Origin of the sequence: Actinophytocola oryzae, from assembly GCF_004364325.1 — a bacterium.
GTDB classification, from domain to species: domain Bacteria; phylum Actinomycetota; class Actinomycetes; order Mycobacteriales; family Pseudonocardiaceae; genus Actinophytocola; species Actinophytocola oryzae.
The window spans coordinates 203,684-226,102 of record NZ_SOCP01000004.1; the positions used below are offsets into that span (position 1 = coordinate 203,684).

Here is a 22,419-nt window from a genome sequence, read left to right on the forward strand (position 1 = left end):
CCCAGGAGGCCGGTCAGACGCAGTGACAAGGTGTCAGAGGCGATCGCGCGAGATATCGTCCGCCGGATCGGCGCCGAGGAACTGACTCCTGGCACACAGCTGCCACCGGAAGCCAAGATGCTCGAGGAGTACCGGGTCGGCCGCGGCTCGCTGCGTGAGGCGTTACGCATCCTCGAGGTTCACGGACTGATCTCCATCAAGCCCGGTCCGCGTGGTGGTCCCACGGTGGACCAGGTGCACACCGAGAACTTCGGTCGCATGGCCACCCTGTACTTCCAGATGGACGGGGTCACCTTCGCCGACCTCGTCGACGCCCGGGTGATCATGGAGCCGACCCTCGCCACGCTCGCGGCCCAGCGCCGCGACCCCCAGCTGGTCGGCGAGCTGGCGCGGTTCACCAACACCTCCCGAACCGACGACGACGAGTACGCCAGCGACGTCGACGAGTTCCACCGGCTGGTGGCCGCCATGTCGGGCAACCCGGTCATGACCCTGTTCGGCCAGTCGATGACCGACATCCTGCGTGACCGGCTGTCACCACCGCTGTTCCCGAAGTCCCGCCGGGCCGCGGTGCTGAACGTCCACACCGACATCGCGAGGGCGGTCGCGGACGGCGACGCGGTGCTGGCCGAGCGGCTGATGCGTGAGCACATGACGGAGTACGCCGCCTACGCCAGACGGCGTCACCCCGGCCTCATGCGTGAGGTCGTGGACTGGCGCTGACGGGTCGCGCCGCCGGTCCATTCCCACTGTGCATGACCTGCCACGATCAAGAGCCGGCAAGGGCATTGATCATGCGGCGAAAACGTGCTCGCGGGTGCGAAATTTTCGGTCGGTACCCACTTAGGAAAGCCTTTTCCCCAAGTGGTCCTGGCCGCTAGGCTGCCGGACATGGATCGGCGTGGATTCCTCCGGGTGGCCGGAACCGCCGTGGCAAGCGGTTGTCTGCCGGCCTCGACCGAAGCGGCGGGCGCCACCGAGCCTCCACAGTGGCACCGGTACTGGCGGGAGTGCCTCACCGGACCGGAAACGCATCCCTTGGTTCCCAACGTTTCCCATGCGGGCTACCGGTATGGCGAACGGCCTCTCCCGACATCCCCCATCGGCGTCGGCGTCACCAGTCTCGGCGCCAGAGGGGTCGGGCACCTTCCGGCGTCCGAACCCCGGAAGTTTCGGGAGAGTCAGCGCGTCCTGGTCGACGTCGCGCAGTACCGGGTTCCCCTGAAGGCCGGCGCGGAGCCGGCGGTCTACCCGACCAACCCGTACGAGGCCCAGCTGCGCCACCGGTTGCGTGGCACGCGATAGGAAGGGAGCGGCATGCGCAGGACAACGAGGTCAGCCCTCGGACTGGCGCTGGTGCTGGTGGCCACGCTGGCGTGCGGCGCGCCGGAGACCACCAAGGCGCCCGCGACGGTCGAGGGCAGCAAGGTGCCGGAGAAGCCGTCGCAGCCCGTCGAGCTGAACATCCTCGACGTGGCCGGGAACCTGCAGCTCACGCAGGGCATGATCGACGAGTTCGTGCAGAAGAACCCGGACATCGTCAGCAAGGTCAACTACACCAAGTCGACCGCGCCCGAGATGCCGGGCAAGCTCCAGGCAGAGCAGCAGGGCGGCCAGTCGCAGACGCACCTCGTGCTCACCGGCACCGACGGCCTGTCCGCCGTCATCGAGCAGGACCTGGTGCTCAAGCTGCTGCCGGACTTCTCCTCCCGCTTCCCGAAGCTCGAGGACAACTACCTGCCTGCCGCGGCCAAGATGCAGGAACTCGCGCAGGACCAGGGGATCACCATCACGTTCTACCCGTCGGGGCCGCTGTTCGAGTACGACCCGAACGTGGTGAAGGACCCGCCGAAGACTACCGACGACCTGCTGGACTGGGCGAAGGCGAACCCCGGCAAGTTCCAGTACGCGGTGCCCGCCAACTCGGGGCCGGGCCGGACGTTCCTCATGGGCCTGCCGTACCTGTTGAAGGACAAGGATCCCAAGGACCCCGTGAAGGGCTGGGACAAGACCTGGGCCTACCTCAAGGAGCTGGGCCAGTACATCGACTACTACCCGACCGGCACCACGGCGACCATGACGAACCTGGCCAACGGCACGGTCAACATGATCTCCTCGACCACCGGCTGGGACATCAACCCGCGCGTGCTCGGCACGGTACCCGAGCGCATGAAGACCACGTCGCTCAAGGGTTTCCACTGGGTCACCGACGCGCACTACGCCGTGATCCCGCGTGGCGTCTCCGAGGACGTGCTGTCCGCCGACCTGGCGCTGATCCAGTGGATGCTCACGAAGGACCAGCAGGCGAAGGCCTACGACAAGGGCTACTTCTACCCCGGTCCCGCGGTCAGGGGTGTGACGCTGGACATGGCGCCGCAGGAGTCGCAGGACGCGATCGAGAAGTTCGGCCGCGACGAGTACGACGACCTGATCAAGAACAACCCGCAGGAGACCTCGCTCCCCGCGGAACAGCAGGTGGCCGCGTTCCAGCAGTGGGACCGTGAGATCGGCAGCGGGAAGACGAAGTGAGCGCGGCGCAGGAGGGAAGCAGGCGGGGCAGCGGGGTGCGGAGCGGAGCGAACCATTGAACACCGGCTTTGCTGAGCTGCACATCGACAAGGTGCGTCGGGCGTTCGGGGAGACCGTCGCCCTGCGTGACCTGGACCTGACGATCAAGGGCGGCGAGTTCGTCGCGCTGCTCGGGCCGTCCGGCTGCGGCAAGTCGACCGCGCTGAACTGCCTCGCGGGCCTGCTCCCGCTGACCGGCGGGCAGATCCTCATGGACGGCAGGCGGATCGACACGCTCCCGCCCGAGCGGCGCGGGTTCGGCATGGTGTTCCAGAACTACGCGTTGTTCCCGCACATGTCCGTGCGTCGCAACGTCGCGTTCGGCCTGTCGATGCGCAAGGTCGCCAAGGCCGAACGCGAGAGGCGTGTCGACGAGGCGCTGCGGCTCGTGCAGCTGACCGACCACGCGCGGAAGTTCCCCGCGCAGCTCTCCGGCGGACAGCAGCAACGTGTCGCGATCGCGCGGGCGATCGTGCTGGAACCCGCGCTGGTGCTCATGGACGAGCCACTGTCCAACCTGGACGCGACACTCCGGATCGAGATGCGGACCGAGATCCGCAGGCTCCACCAGTCGCTCGGGCTCACCACTGTGTACGTGACGCACGACCAGGAGGAGGCGCTCGCGCTCGCCGACCGGCTCGTGGTGCTGCGGGACGGCCTGGTACAGCAGGTCGGCTCGCCGGAGGAGGTCTACGCGCACCCGGCGAACCGGTACGTCGCCGGTTTCATGGGCTACCGCAACCTGCTGTCGGTCGCGCTGTCCTCTTCGGACGGTGGTACGGCCACCGTGACCGGCGACGGGTTCACGATGACCGGCGTGAACCGCGACGGGCTGACCGGCGGCGAGGCGGTCGCCGCGTTCCGGCCGACGGACGTCACCGTGGCGGACGAGGAGGGCGAGAACACCGTGCGGGCGTCGGTCGAGGTCGTGGAGTACCACGGCCGCGAGCAGGCGGTCGAGGCACGGCTCCCGGGCGGCGAGGCACTGCACGTGCGCACCGGGAGCAGGCTCGCCCCCGGCGACGACGTCCTGTTCCACGTGCCGCGCGAGCGGGTCCTGGTGTTCGCGCCATGACGGCCGTCGCGGAGAAGGCGGAGCGACCGGCGGCGGAGAAACCGAGCCTCAGGCACCGGCTCGCCGAGCGCGGACTCGACCGGACGCTGATCCTGCTGGCACCGGGCCTCCTCTTCGTCGTCGTGCTGTTCGTCTACCCGGTCCTGTACGGGCTCCAGCTCTCGTTCCAGCCGACCGAGGGCGGCAGCCCGTTCGCCAACTACAGCAAGTTCTTCTCCGACTCCTACCTGTTCGACACGGTCTGGATCACGTTGCGGCTCGCGCTGCCCGCAGCGTTGGTCAACGTGCTGGCCTCGGTCCCGATCGCCTACCGGATGCGTGGCCGCATGCGTGGCAAGCGCCTGCTCACCACGATGTTCGTGCTGCCGATCACACTCGGCACGGTGCTGACGGCCGAGGGGCTGATCCGCTACCTCGACCCGACCGGCTGGTTCAACAAGGTCCTTGCGCTGTTCGGCGCGGACGAGCCCGCCGAGCTGGTGCACAACTACACCGGCGTGCTGCTCTCCCTGATCATCAGCGGGTTCCCGTTCGCCTTCCTGCTCACACTGTCGTACCTGTCCGGCATCGACCCGACGCTGGAGCAGGCGGCCGCGACCCTCGGCGCCGACTGGCGCAAACGTTTCCGGTACATCACTTTGCCGCTTCTCGCGCCAGGTCTCGCGATCACGTTCTGCCTCACGTTCGTGCTCGCGTTCTCCGTGTTCCCGTCGGCCTACCTGGTCGGTCTGCCGCAGGGGGACACCCGCGTGATGTCGATCGCCGCGTACGAGGCCGCGTTCCGCGATCTCGACTACCCGCTCGGCTCGGCCATCGCGATGCTCATGGCGCTGGTCATGCTCGTGGTGATCGGCATCGTGCTGCTGTGGCGGTCCACTTTGTACCGCGGCTCGACGGGAGGCAAGGGATGAGCGGGGCCTGCGAAGCGTTCCGGCGGCACGGAGCGGGCGAGGTGACGAAATGAAGCTGTCCGTCGGCGCGTGGCTCGTGTGGGCCGCGGTGGCGTTCTTCCTGGTCAACGTGTTCGCGTTGGTCGTGTCGGTGGTGGTGAACTCGTTCTCCACACAGTGGTTCGGCACGTGGTGGCCGTCCGGGCTGACCACGATGTGGTACTCGACGGCGTGGCGCGAGATGAACCTGCTGGACACTCTCCTGGTGACGCTGCAGGTGTCGGTCGCCGTCGTGGTGCTGTCCGTGCTGATCGGCGTGCCCGCCGCGTACGCACTGGCACGCCGGAGCTTCCCGGGCAAGCAGCTCGTGAACGTGTTGTTCCTGCTGCCGATCCTGATGCCGCCCATGACCTACGGCATCCCGCTCGCGACCGTGCTCTACAAGTTCGACCTCGCCGGCAGTATGACAGGTGTCATACTCGCGAACCTGGTGCCGTCGGTGCCGTTCGTCGTCCTGACGATGACGCCGTTCATCGAGCAGATCGACCCGAAGATCGAGGCGGCGGCCCGGATGTGCGGTGCGCGGACGACCGCGGTGTTCGGGCGGGTGCTCGCGCCGCTGTTGGTGCCCGGCATCCTGGCGGCGTCGATCCTGGTGCTGGTGCGCACGGTCGGCATGTTCGAACTGACGTTCCTCACGGCGGGGCCGGGCAGCCAGACGCTGGTCGTGTCGCTGTACGAGGCCATGTTCTCGGCCGGCATCCGCGCACAGCAGTCGGTCGACGCGATGGCCGTGATCTACACCGGATCCATGGCCCTCCTCCTGGTGGTCGCGCTACGGTTCGTGAACCCGACGCAGCTCGTGACCAGGTTGAAGGAGCCCGTGTGACCCAGCGCGTGTTGATCACCGGGGCGGCCGGGGGGATGGGCACGCTGCTGCGCCCCCGCCTCGCCCGCCCCGACCGCGTACTGCGCCTGCTGGACCTCGAGCCGGTGCCACCGGGTGACGACGTCGAGGTGGTGACCGCGTCGGTCACGGACCCGGCCGCCATGGCCGCCGCCTGTCAGGACGTGGACGTCCTGATCCACCTTGGCGGGCACAGCCGAGAGGCGCCGTGGGCGGACATCCTGGCCGTGAACATCGACGGCACGTACCGCGTGCTCGAGGCGGCCCGCCACGCGGGTGTGCGGCTGGTGATCTTCGCGAGCAGCAACCACGCGGTGGGCTTCCAGCCCGCGGCGCCCGCGCCGGACGGCCTGTTCCCACGGCCCGACACCTACTACGGGGTGAGCAAGGTCGCGGGCGAGGCGCTCGGCAGCCTGTACCACGACCGGTACGGACTCGACGTCCTGTGTGTGCGGATAGGCACGTGCGTCGAACGTCCCGTGACGGAACGACACCTGACCACGTGGCTGTCGCCCGACGACTGCGCGCGGCTGTTCGAGGCCGCCATCGCCCTGCCGTCACTGGGTTTCCGCGTGGTGTGGGGTGCGTCGGGGAACACGCGCGGGCTGTACTCCCTGGACGGCGCCCGGGCGCTGGGCTACGAACCCCGTGACGACGCGGAGTCCTACGCCGCCGACGTGACCCCGGCCTCGGAGCTGGACGGCGAGTACCTGGGCGGCGCGGAGTTCTGCGGGCGGGAGACGGACTTCTCATGAGGCTGACCGCACACGCGTATCCGTGGGACGTGTTGGGGGACCCCGGTTTCGTCGAGCGCACGGCCGGGCTCTCGACGGTCGCGCTGGCGTCGGCGTACCACTCGGTGCGTGCCGCCACGCCGCTGCACCCGTCGCACCAGCTGGTCGAGGCGCGTTATGCCGCGCTGTACCGGCCGGTGCGGGAGTCGGTGTGGCAGGGTCGCCGTCTCCGCCCCCTCTCGCCGACCTGGATGTCCACTTCGGACTCCTTCGGCGCGGCCGCCTCGGTGCTCCGCGCGGCGGGCCTGCGGGTGTCGGCGTGGGTGGTGCTGACGCACAACTCCAGGATCGGCACGTCGTTCCCGGACGTGTCGGTGGTCAACTGCTTCGGCGACCGGTACCCCTACGCCCTGTGCCCGTCGCGACCGGAGGTGCGCGAGTACGCGGCGACACTGGCCGCGGAGGCGGCCGAGGGCGCGGACGAGGTGTCGCTGGAGGCGTGCGGGCAACTCGGCCTGACGCACCTGTCCCACCACGAGAAGACGGACGGCGCGTGGACCCCGACGGCGCAGCGCTGGCTGTCGGTCTGCTGCTGCGACGCGTGCCAGGCCGGGTGGTCGGCGCGGGGCCTCGACCCGTCGTGGGTGCTGTCCACGCTGCGTGAGGCGGTCCGCACGTCCACGGAGGTGTCGTTCGCGGACGAGCTGCTCGCGGTCCGCCACGAGGCGACCGACCTGCTGCGTGCGGAGGTGCTGGCGGGTCTGTCGGTGCCGGTCACGCTGCACGCACACCCGGATCCGTGGGTGACGGGCGCGTCACCCGGCCTGACCCCGTCGACGGGACCGGACGTGGCCGCGCTGGTGGTACCGGCGTGGCCGACGGACAGCGCACCGGTCGTGGCCGCCGCGGTGGCCACCGGCCGCCCGGTGGACGCGTACGTCACGGTCCTGCAGACGGACGAGGGGCTTCCCGACCACGCCCGCCGCCTGGTCGAGGCCGGCGCGACGGGCCTGGCCGTCTACCACCTCGGGTTGGCCCCCGCGTGGCGCCAACCCTTGATCAGGGAGATGGCCGAGGCGGCCCGGTCCGTCTGACGCCCGGCACGGCCGTCAGCCGAAGACGACGGCCGACCGCGCTCCGGAGACTCCTGGGTGCCCTGACCAGGAGCTTTCCCGTAATCGCGACGGCGGACGAGCTTCTGGTTGACTGGGGTCCGACACGGCGACCCCGAGGAGTTGTTCATGGCTTTTCCGTCCGACCTGGAGATCGCGCGTGGCGCGAAGCTGAAGCCGATCCAGGACATCGCCGGGGAGATGGGGTTACCGGCGCACCTGCTGGAGCCCTACGGCCGCGATGTCATGAAGGTCGGGCTCGGCGCGATCGACGAGCTGGTCGACGCGCCCCGGGCCAAGTACGTCCTGGTCAGCGCCATCACGCCGACGCCGCTCGGCGAGGGGAAGACCACGACCACGGTCGGGCTCGGGCAGGGGTTCAAGCACCTGGGGCACCGGGCGACGGTCGCCATCCGGCAGCCGTCGATGGGCCCGACCCTCGGGATCAAGGGCGGGGCGGCGGGTGGCGGGTACAGCCAGGTCGTCCCGATGGAGCTGCTCAACCTCCACCTCACCGGCGACATGCACGCGGTCACGGCGGCGCACAACCTGCTCGCCGCGATGGTCGACAACCACCTCCACCAGGGGAACGCGCTCGGGCTCGACGTCGGCGAGATCACCTGGCGGCGGGTGCTCGACATGAACGACCGCTCGCTGCGCAACATCGTCGTCGGCCTCGGGGCGAAGGCGGACGGGGTCACCCGGCAGACCGGGTTCGACATCACCGCCGCCTCCGAGGTCATGGCCGCGCTCGCGCTCACCACGGGGCTCGCGGACCTGCGGGAGCGGCTCGGGCGGATCGTCGTCGGCTACACGACCGGCGGCGAGCCCGTCACGGCCGAACAGCTCGACACCGCCGGTGCGATGACCGTGCTCCTGCGTGAGGCGATCAAGCCGAACATCATGCAGACGCTGGAGAACACGCCGGTGCTGGTCCACTGTGGACCGTTCGGCAACATCGCCACCGGCAACTCGTCGGTGGTCGCCGACCTGATCGGACTGCGCACGGGGGACTACCTCGTCACCGAGGCCGGGTTCGGGGCCGACATGGGTGCCGAACGGTTCTTCAACATCAAGTGCCGGGTGTCCGGCGAGGCACCCGACGCCGCGGTCCTGGTCGCGACCGTTCGCGCGTTGAAGGCGCATTCCGGCAAGTTCCGCATTGTCGCGGGCAGGCCGTTGCCGGAGGACCTCCTGGCGGAGAACCCGGACGACGTGCATGCCGGCGCGGCGAACCTGCGCAAGCAGATCGAGAACATCCGCATGCACGGCGTCTCACCGGTCGTGGCGATCAACGCGTTCCCCGGCGACTTCGCGTCGGAGCACGCCGTGATCAGGGAGATCGCGGAGGAGATGGGCGCGCGGGTCGCGGTGAGCACGCACTTCAGCGACGGTGGTGCCGGCGCGGTCGAGCTGGCGGAGGCCGTGGCGGAGGCGGCCGAGGAGAAGTCGGAGTTCCAGCTGCTGTACCCGTCCTCGGCGCCGCTGCGCGAGAAGATCGAGACGATCGCGACGCGGGTGTACGGCGCGGACGGCGTCTCGTACTCGCCTGCCGCGCGGCGACAGCTGGACCGCTTCGAGCGCAACGGCTTCGGCGAGCTGCCGATCTGCATGGCGAAGACCCACCTGTCGATCTCGTCCGATCCGTCTCTGCTCGGTGCGCCGACGGGCTGGACGCTGCCGGTTCGGGAGGTGCGGGCGTCGGTGGGCGCGGGTTTCGTGTACCCGATCTGCGGCGACATGCGCACGATGCCGGGTCTGGGCGCGTCGCCGGCCGCGACCCGCATCGACCTGGACGCGGACGGCGAGATCGTCGGGCTGTCGTGAGGTCGTTCCTGGAGGAGGTGGCCGCCAGGACGCCGGCTCCCGGCGGCGGGGCGGTGGCGGCGATGACCGGCGCGTCGGCCGCGGCCCTGGTGTCGATGGCGGCCCGGTTCAGCGCGTCCGACGAGGTGGCGACGGCGGGGGACGGGCTACGTGCCCGTCTGGTCCAGCTGGCCGCCGACGACGCGGCGGCCTACACGGCCGTGCTCGCCGCCCGGGGCGAGGCCAGGAGACAAGCGATGCGGGTCGCCACGGAGGTCCCACGCGAGATCGCGGCCGTGGCCCTGGAGGTGGCCGCACTGGCACACGCCCTGGTGGCGACCGGCAACCCGAACCTCACCGGCGACGCCCGAGTGGCCGAACTACTGGCCGAAGCCGCCGCGAAGGCCGCGGGCGTACTGGTGGACATCAACACGGCCTAGCTCCAGGACCTCGACAAGACCGGCGTTATGAAGGACGCCTTCAGTGCGTTGGGGCCGTGTGGTGAGGGGCGGGCCCGCGTACTGAAGGACGCCTTCCTTACGCTCAGCGTTACGAAGGACGCCTTCAGTGCGTTGGGGTGGGGCGGGCCCGTGTACTGAAGGGCGCCTTCCTTGCGCTCAGCGTTATGAAGGACGCCTTCGGTGCGTTTCGGGCGAGGCGGCACGTGTACTGAAGGACGCCTTCCTTGCGCCTAGCGTTACGAAGGACGCCTTCATTGCGTTCGGGTGGGGCGGGGCCCGTGTGCTGAAGGGCGCCTTCCTTGCGCTCAGCGTTATGAAGGACGCCTTCAGTGCGTTCGGGTGGGGCCGGACGGGAGTGTTGGGGGCGCGTTGGGCGGGTGGTCAGCCCCAGGTCAGCGGGTCCAGGTGGAGGTAGAAGCGCCTGCGGTCGTCGTCGATGTCGGTGAAGGCCTCGTCTGCCGCCGTTGCCTCGGACTCGCTCGTCCACGTCTCCCTGGCGTTGGTCAGGAGTAGGGCGAGGTCGGCGTGGCTGTCCGCGCGGCCGAGGCGGCCCAGGTCGATCAGACCGGCCACCGCCGACCCGTCCGGGGTCAGGATGATGTTCGGCAGGCACAGGTCGCCGTGGCAGACGACCGTGTCGGCGGGCTCCTGCGCGAGACGGGTCTCCAGCTCGGCGGACAGCCGGGCCAGCAACTCGGCAGGCGGGGTCGACTGCTGCTCGACCGGAAGGAACGCGGCGTTGACCGCACCTCGCGCGACCACGTCCCGCGCGACGGCCCACATCGCCGCCAGGTCCCGGCTGAACGGGCAGTCACCGGCCGGCAACCCGTGCAGCGCCCCGACCAGCTCGACGATCGCGGGCCACGCCCGCCGCAGCGTCCCCGCCGACACCGAGTCCGCCGGCACGCCCTCGACGGTGCTTGTCACCAGACACGCCCCGCCCTCGTCCACGTGCCAGTCCACGACGGTCGGCCCGGGAACGCCCGTCGTGGCGAGCCAGGCGATCCGGTCGCGTTCCCCCGCCAGCTCGGCCTCGCGTGCCGCGGGCACGGACTTGGCGTGTTGCCTGCCGTCGGGACTGCGGTGGACCTCGGCGCCGGACTCGCCGCTCGTCACCCGCGTCCAGGTTCGTGTGGAGAACATCGGCGGCCACCGTAGTACGGGGCCGCCGAACGGTCACGCGGGCTGGCGGAGCTGCTCGATCGCCACCGCCGCCAGCGGGTCCAGGTCCTCACCGCCCGCGTCCTTGTAGTCCAGCAGGGCGCGGAGCATGCGTGGCTCCCAGAAGTCGTGCATGTGCCTGGCCACCCTCGCCGCCCCGTCGGCGGGATCGAGGTGGGCGAACTGGATCGAGATCTCGTTCGCCAGCCGCACGTGTGGGGGCAGACCGTCGCTCATGACGCCACCTCGCGGCGTCCCGAATCTCGACGGTTCGCTTCGCGCGCTGCGCTCATGAACCCGCCACCGGGACCGCCACCTGCTCCTCCTCGGCCTGCAGCCTCGGCGACTGCAGTCCTACCTGGACCGCCGTCACCTTGTACTCCGGGCAGTTCGTCGCCCAGTCCGAGTGTTCCGTGGTCACCACGTTCGCACCGGTCACCGGGTGGTGGAACGTCGTGTACACCACGCCGACCGGCATGCGGTCCGAGATGCGGGCATGCAACGACGTCTGCCCGACCCGGGACGCCAGGCTGACCCGGTCGCCGTCGTTGATGCCGCGGACCTCCGCGTCGTGCGGGTGGATCTCCAGCGTGTCCTCCGGGTGCCACGCCACGTTCGCGGTCCTGCGGGTCTGCGCGCCCACGTTGTACTGCGACAGGATCCGGCCCGTCGTCAGGATCAGCGGGTACTTGCGGGTGCTGCGTTCCTTCGTCGGCACGTAGTTCGTCGGCATGAACCGGCCCTTGCCGCGCACGAACCCGCCCTCGTGCATGATCGGCGTGCCGAGCGGCGCGTTGTCGTTGCACGGCCACTGCACGCTGCCGACGCGGTCGAGCAGGTCGAACGACACACCGGCGAACGTCGGTGTCGTCAGCGCGATCTCGTCCATGATCTGGCTCGTCGAGTCGTAGTGCATGGGGTAACCCATGGCCTGCGCGATCTCGGCCACGATCTCCCACTCGTGCTTGCCCGTCTTCGGCTTCATCACCGGGCGCACGCGGTTGATCCGGCGTTCCGCGTTCGTGAACGTGCCGTCCTTCTCCAGGAACGACGTGCCGGGCAGGAACACGTGTGCGAACTTCGAGGTCTCGTTCAGGAACAGGTCCTGCACGACACACAGCTCGAGCGACTCCAGCGCCGCGAACACGTGCTTGGTGTTCGGGTCCGACTGGGCGATGTCCTCGCCCTGCACGAACAACGCCCTGAACGTGCCGTCGATCGCCGCGTCGAACATGTTGGGAATGCGCAGGCCCGGCTCCGGCAGGATCGGGGTGCCCCACAGCTGCGAGTAGATGTCCCGCACGCTCTCGTCCGACACGTGCCGGTAACCGGGCAGCTCGTGCGGGAACGAGCCCATGTCACACGAGCCCTGCACGTTGTTCTGGCCCCGCAACGGGTTGATGCCCACGCCATTGCGCCCGATGTTGCCGGTCGCCATGGCCAGGTTGGCCATGCCCATCACCATCGTCGAGCCCTGGCTGTGCTCGGTGACGCCGAGGCCGTAGTAGATGGCCGAGTTCGGGCCCGCCGCGTACATCCGGGCCGCCGCGCGCACCTCCGCCGCCGGCACGCCGGTGATCTCCTCCAGCGACTCCGGCGAGTTCTCCGGCTGCGCGATGAACGACGCCCACTCGTCGAAGTCCTCGCAGCGCTCGGCGACGAAGTCCTCGTCCACCAGGCCTTCCGTGATGACCACGTGTGCGAACGCGTTGATGATCGCCACGTTCGTGCCAGGCGCCAGCTTCAGGTGGTACTCGGCCTCGATGTGCGGTGAGCGGACCAGGTCGATGCGCCGGGGGTCGAGGACGATCAGCTTGGCGCCCTTGCGAAGCCGCTGCTTCATCCGCGACGCGAACACGGGGTGCGCGTCGGTCGGGTTGGCGCCGATCACCATGATCACGTCGGCTTCCTCGACGGACTTGAAGTCCTGGGTGCCCGCCGACGTGCCGAACGTCTGCTTGAGACCGTAACCGGTGGGGGAGTGGCACACCCGCGCGCACGTGTCGACGTTGTTGTTGCCGAACGCGGCGCGCACCATCTTCTGCACCACGTACACCTCTTCGTTGGTGCAGCGCGAGGAGGTGATGCCGCCGATCGAGCCGACGCCGTGCCGCGACTGGATGTCCCGCATCCTCGTGGCGACCGTCTGGATGGCCTCCTCCCAGGAGACCGGGCGCCACTCGTCGGTGATCCTCTCGCGCACCAGCGGGCTCATCTGGCGGTCCGGGTGCGTCGCGTAGCCGAAGGCGAAGCGGCCCTTCACGCAGCTGTGGCCCTCGTTCGCGCCGCCGTCCTTGTACGGCACCATCCTGACCAGCTCGTCGCCCTTGAGCTCGGCCTTGAACGAGCACCCGACGCCGCAGTACGCGCACGTCGTGATCACCGAACGGGTCGGCATGCCGAGGTCGACGACCGTCTTCTCCTCCAGCGTCGCCGTCGGGCAGGCCTGCACGCAGGCACCGCAGGACACGCAGTCGGAGTTCAGGAAGTCCAGACCGCCCGCGGACACCTTCGAGTCGAAGCCGCGGCCCTCGATCGTGAGCGCGAACGTGCCCTGCACCTCGTCGCAGGCGCGGACGCACCGCGAGCACACGATGCACTTGCTTGCGTCGAAGTCGAAGTACGGGTTCGAGACGTCCTTCGGCGCGTCCAGGTGGTTCTCACCCTCGCCGACGCCGTAGCGGACCTCGCGCAGACCGACCACACCGGACATGTCCTGCAGCTCGCAGTCACCGTTGGCGGCGCAGGTGAGGCAGTCGAGCGGGTGGTCGGAGATGTACAGCTCCATGACGCCGCGCCGCAGCTTCTCGAGCTTCGGCGTCTGCGTCCTGACTGTCATGCCGGGGCGCACCGGGGTGGTGCAGGAGGCGGGCGTGCCCTTCACACCGTCGATCTCGACGAGACACAGTCGGCAGGAACCGAAGGCCTCCAACGAGTCCGTGGCGCACAGCTTCGGCACGTCGACGCCTGCGAGTGCGGCGGCACGCATCACCGAGGTGCCTTCCGGCACCGTCACGGACAGGCCGTCGATCGCCACGTCGACGGTCGCGTCGCCCTTGCGTGCCGGGGTGCCGTAGTCGGGTTCTTTGAGGAGGCTCATGACGGTGCTCCGAAGGTGGGCATGGGCAGTGGCGTGCTTCTGTTGAAGTCACCGGGAAAGTGCTTGACCGCGCTGCGGACGGGCATGGGGGTCAACCCACCCATCGCGCACAGCGAGCCGTCGGTCATCAGCTCACAGAGGTCCTCGAGCAGGACCAGGTTCTCGTCGACGTCGGTGCCTGCGATGATCTTGTCGATGGTCTCCCTGCCGCGGACCGCGCCGACCCGGCACGGCGTGCACTTGCCGCACGACTCCTCGGCGCAGAACTCCATCGCGAAGCGGGCCATGCGGGCCATGTCGACGGTGTCGTCGAAGACGACGACGCCGCCGTGCCCGACCATCGCGCCCGCCGCGGCGAACTCCTCGTAGTCCATCTTCAGGTCGAACTGCTCGACCGGCAGGTACGACCCGAGGGGGCCGCCGACCTGCACCGCGCGGATCGGACGCCCGGTGCGCGTGCCGCCGCCGTAGCCGTTGACCAACTCGCCGAGCGTGATGCCGAACGGCGCCTCGACGATCCCGCCGCGGGCGACGTTGCCGCCGAGCTGGAACACCTGCGTGCCGCGCGACCTGCCGACGCCGAACCCCTGGTAGGCGGCGGCGCCGTCGGCGAGGATCATCGGCACGGAGCCGAGCGTGAGCACGTTGTTGACGACGGTCGGGCGGCCGAAGAGGCCCTCGAGCGCGGGGATCGGCGGCTTGGCGCGGACCATGCCGCGTTTGCCCTCGAGGCTCTCCAGCATGGAGGTCTCCTCGCCGCAGATGTACGCGCCCGCACCGACCCGGACGTCGAGGTCGAACTTCATGCCGCTGCCGAGGACGTTCCCGCCGAGCCAGTTGTGGGCATAAGCGATTTCGATCGCGCGCCGCAGCGTCGATACCGCGTCGGGGTACTCCGACCGGACGTAGACGAACCCCTCGGTGGCGCCGGTCGCGTAGGCGGCGATGGTCATGCCCTCGATGAGGGTGAACGGGTCGCCCTCCATGAGCATGCGGTCGGCGAAGGTGCCGGAGTCGCCCTCGTCGGCGTTGCAGCAGACGAACTTCACGTCCGCCTGTGCGCCGAGGACGGTCTTCCACTTGATGCCGGCCGGGAAGCCCGCGCCGCCGCGGCCGCGCAGCCCGGAGTCGGTGACCTCCGCGACGACCTGGTCGGGCTCCATCTTCAGGGCGTTGCGCAGGCCCGTCATGCCGCCGTGGGCCTCGTAGTCACGGGCCGAGAGCGGGTCGATGACACCCACACGGGCGAACGTGACCCGCTTCTGGTCGCGGAGCCACTCGTGTTCCTCGGTGAGGCCGAGGCTGTGGTCGGTCTCGGCGCCGTCGAGCATGCCTGCCGAGACCAGGTCGTCCACCTCGTCCGGCGCGACGGGCCCGTAGGCGACGCGGCCGCGCGCGGTCTCGACCTCGATCATGGGCTCGAGCCAGAGGAGGCCGCGGGAGCCGTTGCGCACCAGCCTGATCTCGCGTCCCGCAGCGGCGGCCGAGGTCGCGACGGCCACCGCGACCTCGTCCGCGCCGACGGAGATGGCGGCGGAGTCGCGGGGTACGTAGACCGTGGTCACTTCGCTCATACTGTATACACCTACCACTAGGAGTCTACGTCTTCTCGATGAGCGCGTCGAACCGCTGTGGGGTGACGCGTCCGGAGATCCTGCCGTTGATCTCGACGGTGGGGCCGAGCGCGCAGTTGCCGAAGCAGAAGACCTGGTCGAGCGTGGCGTCGCGGTCGGGGGACATGCCACCGACGTCGGCACGGAGTCTTTCCTGGGCATGGGCGACGAGGGCCTCGGCGCCCGCGGCCTGACAGGCCTCCGCGCGGCAGATGCGCACGTGCGTGCCGGAGGTCGCCGACTTGCGGAAGTCGTGGTAAAAGCTGATCACGCCGTGCACGTCCGCGCGGGAGATGTTCAGCTCCTCGGCCAGGATCGGCACGACCGCCTGGTCGACGTAGCCGAAGGTCGCCTGGATGTCGTGCAGGATCGGCAACAGCGGCCCCCGCTCCGCCCGCCGAGCGGCGACCGCCGACCGCACGTACTGCTCCAGGGGCGTCATTGCGCCGGGTTTCATGTGTCGACTGTCTCAACCGATCCGACGCAGGTCAAAGCACTGGCACTTATCTGTTGAGAGAAATCGTTTATCAACCGGGGTCGGGATGACGATCACCGAACTCCCCGACTTTCGAAAATCGCCCGCTTTGGGCCGTCGCCGTCGCTACGCTGACTCTTCGTAGGTAGTTGATCACGGGGGGTTCACCAAGGTGACGGATCAGTTCTACGTTCAACTGGAACAACTGGACGAGATCGCGACCAAGTGGCTGCCGGGGATCGCCGGGTCGATCGCCGAGGCCAATGCCCAGCTCAAGGAGGCCACCGGCTGGATCTCGCGGGCGTTCGACACCGAAGGGGAGTCGATGCACGACGAGAGGCCGTGGAACGCCGAGCAGCCGTACCAGTTCTACCTGTTCTACCGGCCGGGCAACGAGTGCTACTACGCCACGGACTTCATGCGGCAGATCTTCGACGACAACTACGAGAACGTGACCCTCGCCGCGCAGGCCGTGAAGGAGATCGCCAACCGGTATCGCCAGGCCGACGGTCAGGGGTGAGGAATGGACCACGACTGGCAGGTGCGGATGGGTGACATCTGCGAGAACTTCAAGGCGATCCTCCGCGAGCACGACGACGACGGCATCGGCGACTCGGCGCGCCTCTACGACCGCATCGACCGCGCCTTCAACCTCTTCAGCTGCGGCGAGGACGGCTACGTCATCACGACGATGAACGGCGCCCTCACCAAGGCCAGGGACGCCCTGACGAAGAACCGCGAGGAGAACTTCAACGAGATCCGCCGCGACATGACCGGTTGGCAGGGCGAGGCCGCGAACGGGTTCTTCACCTACGTGAACCAGCTCGACGACGGCCTGAACATCATGGTCGACCGGATCGACACGATGCAGATGATCGTGCGGGCACACGAACGTCTCGTGCAGCGGATGCGGGCGGACGTCCTCGACCTCGTCAGGAAGACCCTCGCGGGGATCGAGGCGGCGGAGACCGACGGCTGGGAGGTCGGCCTGACGGTGGTCGGCGCGGTCGCCGCCTTCGCGGCGGGAGTCGTCGGGTCGGTGGGCGGGCTGCCCGCGTGGGCGGTGCTCGGCGTGATCGCGACGAACATGGCCGCCGCGGCGCCGGGGGCGGTCGTCGCGGTCGACGGCGCGGATGACGAGCTCGGTGTCATGGTCCGGTTCGTCGACTCTGCCGAGGGCCTGCTGCACGTCATCGACATCGAACGGCTGCGCATCGAGAAGGCGTTCCGGGAGCTGACCGCGTCGGTCACCGACGCGAACCTCGTCGAGGTGCGGCCGGACCGGCCCACCGTGGTCACGGCCCCCGACTTCCGGCCTGCGTCGTTCGGCATGCAGGAGGACGTGCAGTCCGGGCACGCGACACCGACCAACACCACGGATCTCGTGCCGGAGCCGAAGAAACACGCGGACGGCCAGTTCGACAGGACAAGGACGAAGGACGGCAAGGAGCGCGACCGCTACCAGGAGCAGGGGTCGGCATGAACGACTTCGTCGAGCAGGCGCGGCAGCTGGGTGCCGAGGCGGCACACCTCTACAGCGTGACCAGACGCCGCAAGGAGGCACTGCGTGGGGCCGAACAGCAGGCACTCCAGGCCACCGGTACGGCGTCGTCACCGGACGGCGAGGTACAGGTGACCGTCGACGCGGGCGGCATGGTGACCGGTCTCGAACTCACGCGGGCCGCGCTGCGGAGGAACCCCGGCGACCTGGCCGCCCTCGTCACGTCGGTCATCCAGGAGGCCGCCGGGCAGGCCAGGGCGGCGGTGCGGGACGTGTACGAGCCACTGCGTGGCGAGGGGATCGTGCGGGGCATTCCGGTGCTGATGCCCGCACCGGACGCCGAACCACCCACGCGCCGACGCCGAACGGACCCCGTCGAGGAGGCCCCCTTCGAGGAGCGGCCGATCACGAGGCTCCGCCGATGAGGGCCGCCGCTCTGCTGCCGGCGCTGGCGGTCGTGCTGGTGGCGTGCAGCTCGCCGACGGCGCCCGTCAAGCCGTCGCCGACGACGACCGCCTTCACTGACGAGCACCTGCGGCCCGTGCGGATGACCAGTGGTCTGGCACTCACGTACCTGGCGCCGGAGGTCGCGTCGCAGGTGCTGTGCCAGCTGATGGACGGGAGGAGCTGGGCGCGTCTGGTCGGTGGGCGGATCGGTCGCAAGCCCGCCACGGCACACCATGCCGGATGCCTGGTCACGACCGAGCACGGCACGCTCACCGTCCAGATGCGTGCGGCGGATCCCGTGCTCCAACCGGACACCACCGTCGCCGGGCGGCCTGCCCGGCTCCACCGCCCCATCGACAACGTCGTCGCGTACGTCGTGGGGCTGACGGACGACGCCTTCCAGCGCTCCGAGGAGCCGGGGCGGCGTCCGTCGCTGCGGCTCCTCGAGGTGTTGCTGCAGGGCGGTGACGATCCCGACGCGTCGCAGGAGGTCGTCACCCGGGTCGTCACGACGATCGTGCCGCTGCTCGTGCAGGACGGTGACCCGCTGCCCGCGATCGACGACGCCGGCCGGATCCCCTACACCCACACGCCGTCGACCCCGGGCGGCGACTTCGTGGACCTGCCGCTGCCGGTGCAGGCGCTTCAGCTGTGCACCGCGATGCTCGACGTGGCCGGTGTGGTGGCTTCGCAGGTCGACGTGTCCGACTCGGGGGCCTGTCGGCTGACCACCGCACAGGGGCAGGTCGTCGCCGAGACGTCGTACTCGGCGAACGTCGCGGGTTTCACGGACACCGTCGCCGGACGGCCGGCAGACCTCGGGCCGTCGGTGAGCGTGTCACTGCGCGAGGACGCCGACGCGGCGCTCCGGCTGACGGCGCCGGACGCCGTTTCCCTCGCCGGGAAGGTGGCGCCTCTCCTCCTGTGAACGCCGGCTACGACCCCGTGGACCTGAGGCGTTCCGCGACGGCCTCCGGGAGGACGTCGGTGATGAAGGCGCCCATGCCGGTCTCCGAGCCGGCCAGGTACTTCAGCTTGTCCGGTGCGCGCTGGATGGACGACACCTGCAGGTGCAGGTAGGCGTGCTCCCGTGACGGGTCCGAGACAGGGGCCTGGTGCCACGCCGCGACGTACGGCAGCGGCATGTCGTACAGCCCGTCCAGGCGGCGCAGCACGTCCAGGTACAGCTCGGCGAAGTCGTCGCGTTCGGCGTCGGTCAGGGACGGGATGTCCAGCACTCGGCGGTGCGGGTAGAAGTGGACCTCCACGGGCCAGCGCGCCGCCGCCGGGACGAACGCCGTCCAGTGGCTCGACGTCGTGACCACGCGGTCGCCCGAGGCGCGTTCTCCGGACAGCACCTCCGCGAACAGGTTCCTACCCGTGCGCTCGTGGAAGGCCTGCGCGTTGCCGAGCATCTGACGGCTGCGCGGGGTCACGAACGGGTAGGCGTAGATCTGGCCGTGCGGGTGCCCGAGCGTCACCCCGATGGCCGCGCCCCGGTTCTCGAAGGGAAAGACCTGTGCCACGCCGGGCAGTGCGGCCAGCGCCTCCGTCCGGTCCGCCCACGTGTCCACGACCAGCCTCGCGTGCGCGGGCTTCAATGTCGCGAACGCCGCGTCGTGGTCGCTCGTGAAGCACACGACCTCGCAACGGCCGATCGCCGGGCGGGACTCCACCAGCGGCGGCAGACCGGGCACGTCCTCGCCGACCGCGTGCATGGACAGCGACGGGAAGCGGTTCTCGAAGACCACCACGTCGTAGTCCGGGGACGGGATCTCCGTGTGGTGGTCCGGGGTGGACGGACACAGTGGACAGTCGTTGGTCGGCGGGTGGTACGTGCGGTTCTGGCGGTGCGACGCCAGGATCACCCACTCGTCGAGCACCGGGTCGTGGCGCATCTGGGACGCCGTGGACACCGGGTCGAGCGACCGGGGGTCGTGCAGCTCGCGAAGTGGTGCCGAGTCGTGGTCGAAGTAGATGATCTCGCGGCCGTCCGCGAGCTGTGACGCGGTGCGTTTCACCGGGCGTCCTCGACCCTGACCAGCCGCACGTCGTCGACGTGCTCGTCCAGCGCTGCCCTGCCGTCGGCGGGCAGGCCCTCGTCGGAGATCACCACGTCCGCGTCCTCCAGCCGGGCGATCGTGGAAAGCCCCACGGTGCCCCACTTCGTGTGGTCGGCCAGCACCACGAGCCTCCTGCCCGCCGCGACGAGCGCGCGGTCCGTGTCGGCCTCCAGCAGGTTCGGCGTCGTGTAGCCGGCGGTCTCGGCCATCCCGTGCACGCCGAGGAAGACGATGTCCAGGTGCAGCTGCGCCAGCGCGGACACGGCGATCGGGCCGACCAGCGCGTCCGACGGCGTCCGCACCCCGCCTACCACCACCACGTTCTGGTTGGTGCGCGGCGAGGAGTGCAGCACGTCCGCGATCCGCATGGAGTTGGTGACGATCGTCAGCCCGTCGACGGCACGCAACGCGTGGGCGAGTGCCCACGTCGTGGTGCCCGCGGACAGGCCGACCGCGGTGCCAGGGGAGACCAGCTCGACCGCGGCCTGTGCGATGGCTTCCTTCTCCGGCTGCTGGCGAAGAGACTTGGCCTCGAACCCGGGTTCCTCGGTGCTCGCCGCCCTGGCGCGGGTCGCGCCGCCGTGCACCTTGTCGACCAGCCCCTGTTGTGCGAGTGCGTCCAGGTCGCGCCGGATCGTCATGTCGGAGACGCCGAGCATCTGCGCGAACTCGATGACCCGCACAGCCCCCCGCCGGTGGATCTCCTCCACGATCCGGGCTTGCCTCTCCGCTGCCAGCATCGCCTCTCCCAACCGGTACGGCACCCCCGCGTCGGAGCCAATCATAAACCGACTCATTCGAACAGTCCCACACGCCGACATCGCCCATCCAGAGTCTTCCGGCGCCCGCCGACCGGTCGTGGGACCGATCTTCGCGGGCCTGCGAACGACACGCCTGTTGATCCGATGTTTGGTGAGGGATTTGCCAGAGCATGGTGGCACACGGGCGATACGCAGCGAAAGTAGCGCTGAGAGATCAGACCTGTGCGGAGAGTGAAGCGCATGCCTACGCGACGACTTGCGTAGGTCACGAAAATACCACGGCCTCTTGACAGGCGAGCCCACGGCCAGCAAAGGTTTCGATTCTGTCAGGTCCCGTTCACAAGTGTTCAGTTACTCGCCGGTCTCTAGAGGAGGCGCACAATGATGAGCCCTCGTTCGTTCGGTGCTGGCGGCGTCCCCGCCATCGGCAGGCGCACTCTGCTGAAGGGGATGCTCGGCGCGGGCGCGCTGGCGGGCCTGACGGCCTGCGGCAGCGACTCCGGCGGGAGTGGCGGCGGCGAGGTGACCCTCGGCTCCAACTGGTCGGACGCGGTGCCCAAGAAGGCCATCGCCGAGGTGATGGGCAAGTTCTCCGGCCCGAAGGTCAAGATCAACACGATCGACCACAACTCGTTCCAGGAGAACATCAACAGCTACCTGCAGGGCGGTCCCGACGACGTCTTCGGCTGGTTCGCGGGCAACCGCATGCAGTTCTTCGCCGAGCAGGGGCTCGCCGGCGACATCAGCGACGTCTGGAAGACCATCGGCGGCGGCTTCTCGGACGCCATGAAGCAGCAGTCGACCGGCAAGGACGGCAAGCAGTACTTCGTCCCGCTGTACTACTACCCGTGGGCGGTCTTCTACCGGAAGAGCGTGTGGCAGGAGAAGGGCTACACCGCCCCGAAGACGCTCGACGAGTTCACCGCGTTGTCCCAGAAGATGCAGCAGGACGGCCTCGTCCCGGTCGCGTTCGGCGACAAGGACGGCTGGCCCGCGATGGGCACGTTCGACTACCTGAACCTGCGCCTCAACGGCTACGACTTCCACGTGTCGCTGATGGCCGGTGAGAAGGCGTGGACCTCCAACGAGGTCAAGACCGTCTTCGACACCTGGCGCGGTCTCCTTCCCTACCACCAGCCCGACTCGCTCGGCCGCACCTGGCAGGAGGCCGCCCAGTCGGTGCTGAACAAGCAGTCCGGGATGTACCTGCTCGGCCTGTTCGTCGGCCAGCAGTTCCCCGAGGGCGCCGACCGCGACGACCTGGACTTCTTCCCCTTCCCCGAGATCGACTCCGCGATCGGCGCGGACGTGGTCGAGGCCCCGATCGACGGCTTCATGATGTCCGCGCGGCCGCGCAACGAGTCCGGGGCCAAGGACCTGCTGAAGTTCCTCGGCACCGCGCCCGCGGAGGACACCTACCTCAAGTCCGACCCGAACAACATCGGCGCGAACAACGACGCCGACTCGAGCGGGTACAACGACCTGCAGAAGAAGGCGCAGACGCTGGTGAGCGGCGCCAAGTCGATCTCGCAGTTCCTCGACCGCGACACGCGCCCGGACTTCGCCTCCACGGTCATGATCCCGTCGCTGCAGGCCTTCATCAAGAACCCGAACGACGTCGACTCGCTGCTCAAGAGCATCGAGAGCCAGAAGAAGTCGATCTTCGGTGGCTGATCTGCTCACCCGGCCGGGGCCCGCGACGTCACCTCGTCGCGTGCTCCGGTCGTCTCATGCCCGGACCCTGT

Annotated in this window: 21 protein-coding genes; 14 read left to right on the forward strand and 7 right to left on the reverse strand. The window is 69.3% G+C overall.

Annotated features, from left to right (window positions below):
- The first annotated feature begins 30 nt into the window (after positions 1-30).
- The 9 genes from CLV71_RS11880 to CLV71_RS11920 all read left to right on the forward strand — a co-directional run bounded on the left by CLV71_RS11880 (position 31) and on the right by CLV71_RS11920 (position 9,532).
- Positions 31-723 (forward strand): FadR/GntR family transcriptional regulator, encoded by a 693-nt coding sequence (locus CLV71_RS11880; RefSeq protein ID WP_166664054.1) that lies wholly within the window; start codon positions 31-33, stop codon positions 721-723.
- Positions 724-1,317: 594 nt separating this feature from the next.
- Positions 1,318-2,529 (forward strand): ABC transporter substrate-binding protein, encoded by a 1,212-nt coding sequence (locus CLV71_RS11885; RefSeq protein ID WP_133902758.1) that lies wholly within the window; start codon positions 1,318-1,320, stop codon positions 2,527-2,529.
- A gap of 55 nt (positions 2,530-2,584) precedes the next feature.
- Positions 2,585-3,643, forward strand: coding sequence for an ABC transporter ATP-binding protein (locus CLV71_RS11890; protein WP_133902759.1), 1,059 nt, complete (start codon positions 2,585-2,587; stop codon positions 3,641-3,643).
- Complete coding sequence (locus CLV71_RS11895) at positions 3,640-4,554, forward strand: ABC transporter permease (protein ID WP_133902760.1); 915 nt, start codon at positions 3,640-3,642, stop codon at positions 4,552-4,554. Before CLV71_RS11890 ends, CLV71_RS11895 begins: the two co-directional genes overlap by 4 nt.
- A gap of 49 nt (positions 4,555-4,603) precedes the next feature.
- Entirely contained in the window at positions 4,604-5,422 is an 819-nt protein-coding gene (locus CLV71_RS11900) for an ABC transporter permease (RefSeq protein WP_133902761.1), read from the forward strand.
- On the forward strand, positions 5,419-6,195 hold the full coding sequence (locus tag CLV71_RS11905; RefSeq protein WP_133902762.1) for an NAD-dependent epimerase/dehydratase family protein: 777 nt from the start codon (positions 5,419-5,421) through the stop codon (positions 6,193-6,195). Before CLV71_RS11900 ends, CLV71_RS11905 begins: the two co-directional genes overlap by 4 nt.
- Complete coding sequence (locus CLV71_RS11910; protein WP_133902763.1) at positions 6,192-7,268, forward strand: hypothetical protein; 1,077 nt, start codon at positions 6,192-6,194, stop codon at positions 7,266-7,268. Before CLV71_RS11905 ends, CLV71_RS11910 begins: the two co-directional genes overlap by 4 nt.
- A gap of 147 nt (positions 7,269-7,415) precedes the next feature.
- Positions 7,416-9,113, forward strand: a complete 1,698-nt coding sequence (locus tag CLV71_RS11915) for a formate--tetrahydrofolate ligase (RefSeq protein WP_133902764.1) — start codon at positions 7,416-7,418, stop codon at positions 9,111-9,113.
- Positions 9,110-9,532 (forward strand): cyclodeaminase/cyclohydrolase family protein, encoded by a 423-nt coding sequence (locus tag CLV71_RS11920; RefSeq protein ID WP_166664055.1) that lies wholly within the window; start codon positions 9,110-9,112, stop codon positions 9,530-9,532. The genes CLV71_RS11915 and CLV71_RS11920 overlap by 4 nt, the downstream gene beginning before the upstream one ends.
- Before the next feature lie 402 nt (positions 9,533-9,934).
- Here the strand turns inward: CLV71_RS11920 and CLV71_RS11925 are convergent, their stop codons facing one another.
- The 5 genes from CLV71_RS11925 to CLV71_RS11945 are packed head-to-tail and all read right to left on the reverse strand — an operon-like array spanning position 9,935 to position 15,884.
- Positions 9,935-10,696, reverse strand: coding sequence for an APH(3'') family aminoglycoside O-phosphotransferase (locus CLV71_RS11925; RefSeq protein WP_133902765.1), 762 nt, complete (start codon positions 10,694-10,696; stop codon positions 9,935-9,937).
- Positions 10,697-10,729: 33 nt separating this feature from the next.
- Entirely contained in the window at positions 10,730-10,951 is a 222-nt protein-coding gene (locus CLV71_RS11930; protein ID WP_133902766.1) for a formate dehydrogenase subunit delta, read from the reverse strand.
- A 52-nt stretch (positions 10,952-11,003) separates the two neighbouring features.
- Complete coding sequence (gene fdhF / locus CLV71_RS11935; RefSeq protein WP_133902767.1) at positions 11,004-13,814, reverse strand: formate dehydrogenase subunit alpha; 2,811 nt, start codon at positions 13,812-13,814, stop codon at positions 11,004-11,006.
- Complete coding sequence (locus CLV71_RS11940) at positions 13,811-15,388, reverse strand: formate dehydrogenase beta subunit (protein WP_133902768.1); 1,578 nt, start codon at positions 15,386-15,388, stop codon at positions 13,811-13,813. The genes fdhF and CLV71_RS11940 overlap by 4 nt, the downstream gene beginning before the upstream one ends.
- 25 nt (positions 15,389-15,413) lie before the next feature.
- Positions 15,414-15,884, reverse strand: a complete 471-nt coding sequence (locus CLV71_RS11945) for an NAD(P)H-dependent oxidoreductase subunit E (RefSeq protein ID WP_133902769.1) — start codon at positions 15,882-15,884, stop codon at positions 15,414-15,416.
- Between the two features lie 190 nt (positions 15,885-16,074).
- Here CLV71_RS11945 and CLV71_RS11950 point away from each other — a divergent pair, with 190 nt between their 5' ends.
- Genes CLV71_RS11950 through CLV71_RS11965 form a run of 4 tightly spaced genes read left to right on the forward strand, consistent with a single transcriptional unit; the run spans position 16,075 to position 18,778 of the window.
- Positions 16,075-16,422, forward strand: a complete 348-nt coding sequence (locus CLV71_RS11950; RefSeq protein ID WP_133902770.1) for a hypothetical protein — start codon at positions 16,075-16,077, stop codon at positions 16,420-16,422.
- Positions 16,423-16,425: 3 nt separating this feature from the next.
- Positions 16,426-17,385, forward strand: coding sequence for a hypothetical protein (locus tag CLV71_RS11955; RefSeq protein ID WP_133902771.1), 960 nt, complete (start codon positions 16,426-16,428; stop codon positions 17,383-17,385).
- A complete protein-coding gene (locus CLV71_RS11960) occupies positions 17,382-17,828 on the forward strand; it encodes a YbaB/EbfC family nucleoid-associated protein (protein ID WP_133902772.1) in 447 nt (148 codons plus the stop codon). The genes CLV71_RS11955 and CLV71_RS11960 overlap by 4 nt, the downstream gene beginning before the upstream one ends.
- Positions 17,825-18,778: a hypothetical protein gene (locus CLV71_RS11965; protein WP_133902773.1), complete on the forward strand. Its 954-nt coding sequence runs from the start codon at positions 17,825-17,827 to the stop codon at positions 18,776-18,778. Before CLV71_RS11960 ends, CLV71_RS11965 begins: the two co-directional genes overlap by 4 nt.
- 7 nt (positions 18,779-18,785) lie before the next feature.
- Here CLV71_RS11965 and galT read toward each other — a convergent pair whose 3' ends face one another.
- Both galT and CLV71_RS11975 read right to left on the reverse strand, forming a co-directional pair.
- Positions 18,786-19,871: a galactose-1-phosphate uridylyltransferase gene (gene galT, locus CLV71_RS11970; RefSeq protein ID WP_133902774.1), complete on the reverse strand. Its 1,086-nt coding sequence runs from the start codon at positions 19,869-19,871 to the stop codon at positions 18,786-18,788.
- Positions 19,868-20,653: a DeoR/GlpR family DNA-binding transcription regulator gene (locus CLV71_RS11975; RefSeq protein ID WP_133903244.1), complete on the reverse strand. Its 786-nt coding sequence runs from the start codon at positions 20,651-20,653 to the stop codon at positions 19,868-19,870. Before CLV71_RS11975 ends, galT begins: the two co-directional genes overlap by 4 nt.
- A gap of 402 nt (positions 20,654-21,055) precedes the next feature.
- Here CLV71_RS11975 and CLV71_RS11980 point away from each other — a divergent pair, with 402 nt between their 5' ends.
- A complete protein-coding gene (locus CLV71_RS11980; RefSeq protein WP_133902775.1) occupies positions 21,056-22,348 on the forward strand; it encodes an ABC transporter substrate-binding protein in 1,293 nt (430 codons plus the stop codon).
- Positions 22,349-22,419: the final 71 nt, after the last annotated feature.

Bases quoted from the DNA above. Each gene is read 5' to 3' on its own strand.
- CLV71_RS11885 (WP_133902758.1), top strand. From the start codon at position 1,318: ATGCGCAGGACAACGAGGTCAGCCCTCGGACTGGCGCTGGTGCTGGTG.
- CLV71_RS11895 (WP_133902760.1), top strand. From the start codon at position 3,640: ATGACGGCCGTCGCGGAGAAGGCGGAGCGACCGGCGGCGGAGAAACCG.
- CLV71_RS11900 (WP_133902761.1), top strand. From the start codon at position 4,604: ATGAAGCTGTCCGTCGGCGCGTGGCTCGTGTGGGCCGCGGTGGCGTTC.
- CLV71_RS11910 (WP_133902763.1), top strand. From the start codon at position 6,192: ATGAGGCTGACCGCACACGCGTATCCGTGGGACGTGTTGGGGGACCCC.
- CLV71_RS11915 (WP_133902764.1), top strand. From the start codon at position 7,416: ATGGCTTTTCCGTCCGACCTGGAGATCGCGCGTGGCGCGAAGCTGAAG.
- CLV71_RS11925 (WP_133902765.1), bottom strand. From the start codon at position 10,696: ATGTTCTCCACACGAACCTGGACGCGGGTGACGAGCGGCGAGTCCGGC.
- CLV71_RS11930 (WP_133902766.1), bottom strand. From the start codon at position 10,951: ATGAGCGACGGTCTGCCCCCACACGTGCGGCTGGCGAACGAGATCTCG.
- fdhF (WP_133902767.1), bottom strand. From the start codon at position 13,814: ATGAGCCTCCTCAAAGAACCCGACTACGGCACCCCGGCACGCAAGGGC.
- CLV71_RS11940 (WP_133902768.1), bottom strand. From the start codon at position 15,388: ATGAGCGAAGTGACCACGGTCTACGTACCCCGCGACTCCGCCGCCATC.
- CLV71_RS11945 (WP_133902769.1), bottom strand. From the start codon at position 15,884: ATGAAACCCGGCGCAATGACGCCCCTGGAGCAGTACGTGCGGTCGGCG.
- CLV71_RS11955 (WP_133902771.1), top strand. From the start codon at position 16,426: ATGGACCACGACTGGCAGGTGCGGATGGGTGACATCTGCGAGAACTTC.
- CLV71_RS11960 (WP_133902772.1), top strand. From the start codon at position 17,382: ATGAACGACTTCGTCGAGCAGGCGCGGCAGCTGGGTGCCGAGGCGGCA.
- CLV71_RS11965 (WP_133902773.1), top strand. From the start codon at position 17,825: ATGAGGGCCGCCGCTCTGCTGCCGGCGCTGGCGGTCGTGCTGGTGGCG.
- CLV71_RS11975 (WP_133903244.1), bottom strand. From the start codon at position 20,653: ATGCTGGCAGCGGAGAGGCAAGCCCGGATCGTGGAGGAGATCCACCGG.
- CLV71_RS11980 (WP_133902775.1), top strand. From the start codon at position 21,056: ATGATGAGCCCTCGTTCGTTCGGTGCTGGCGGCGTCCCCGCCATCGGC.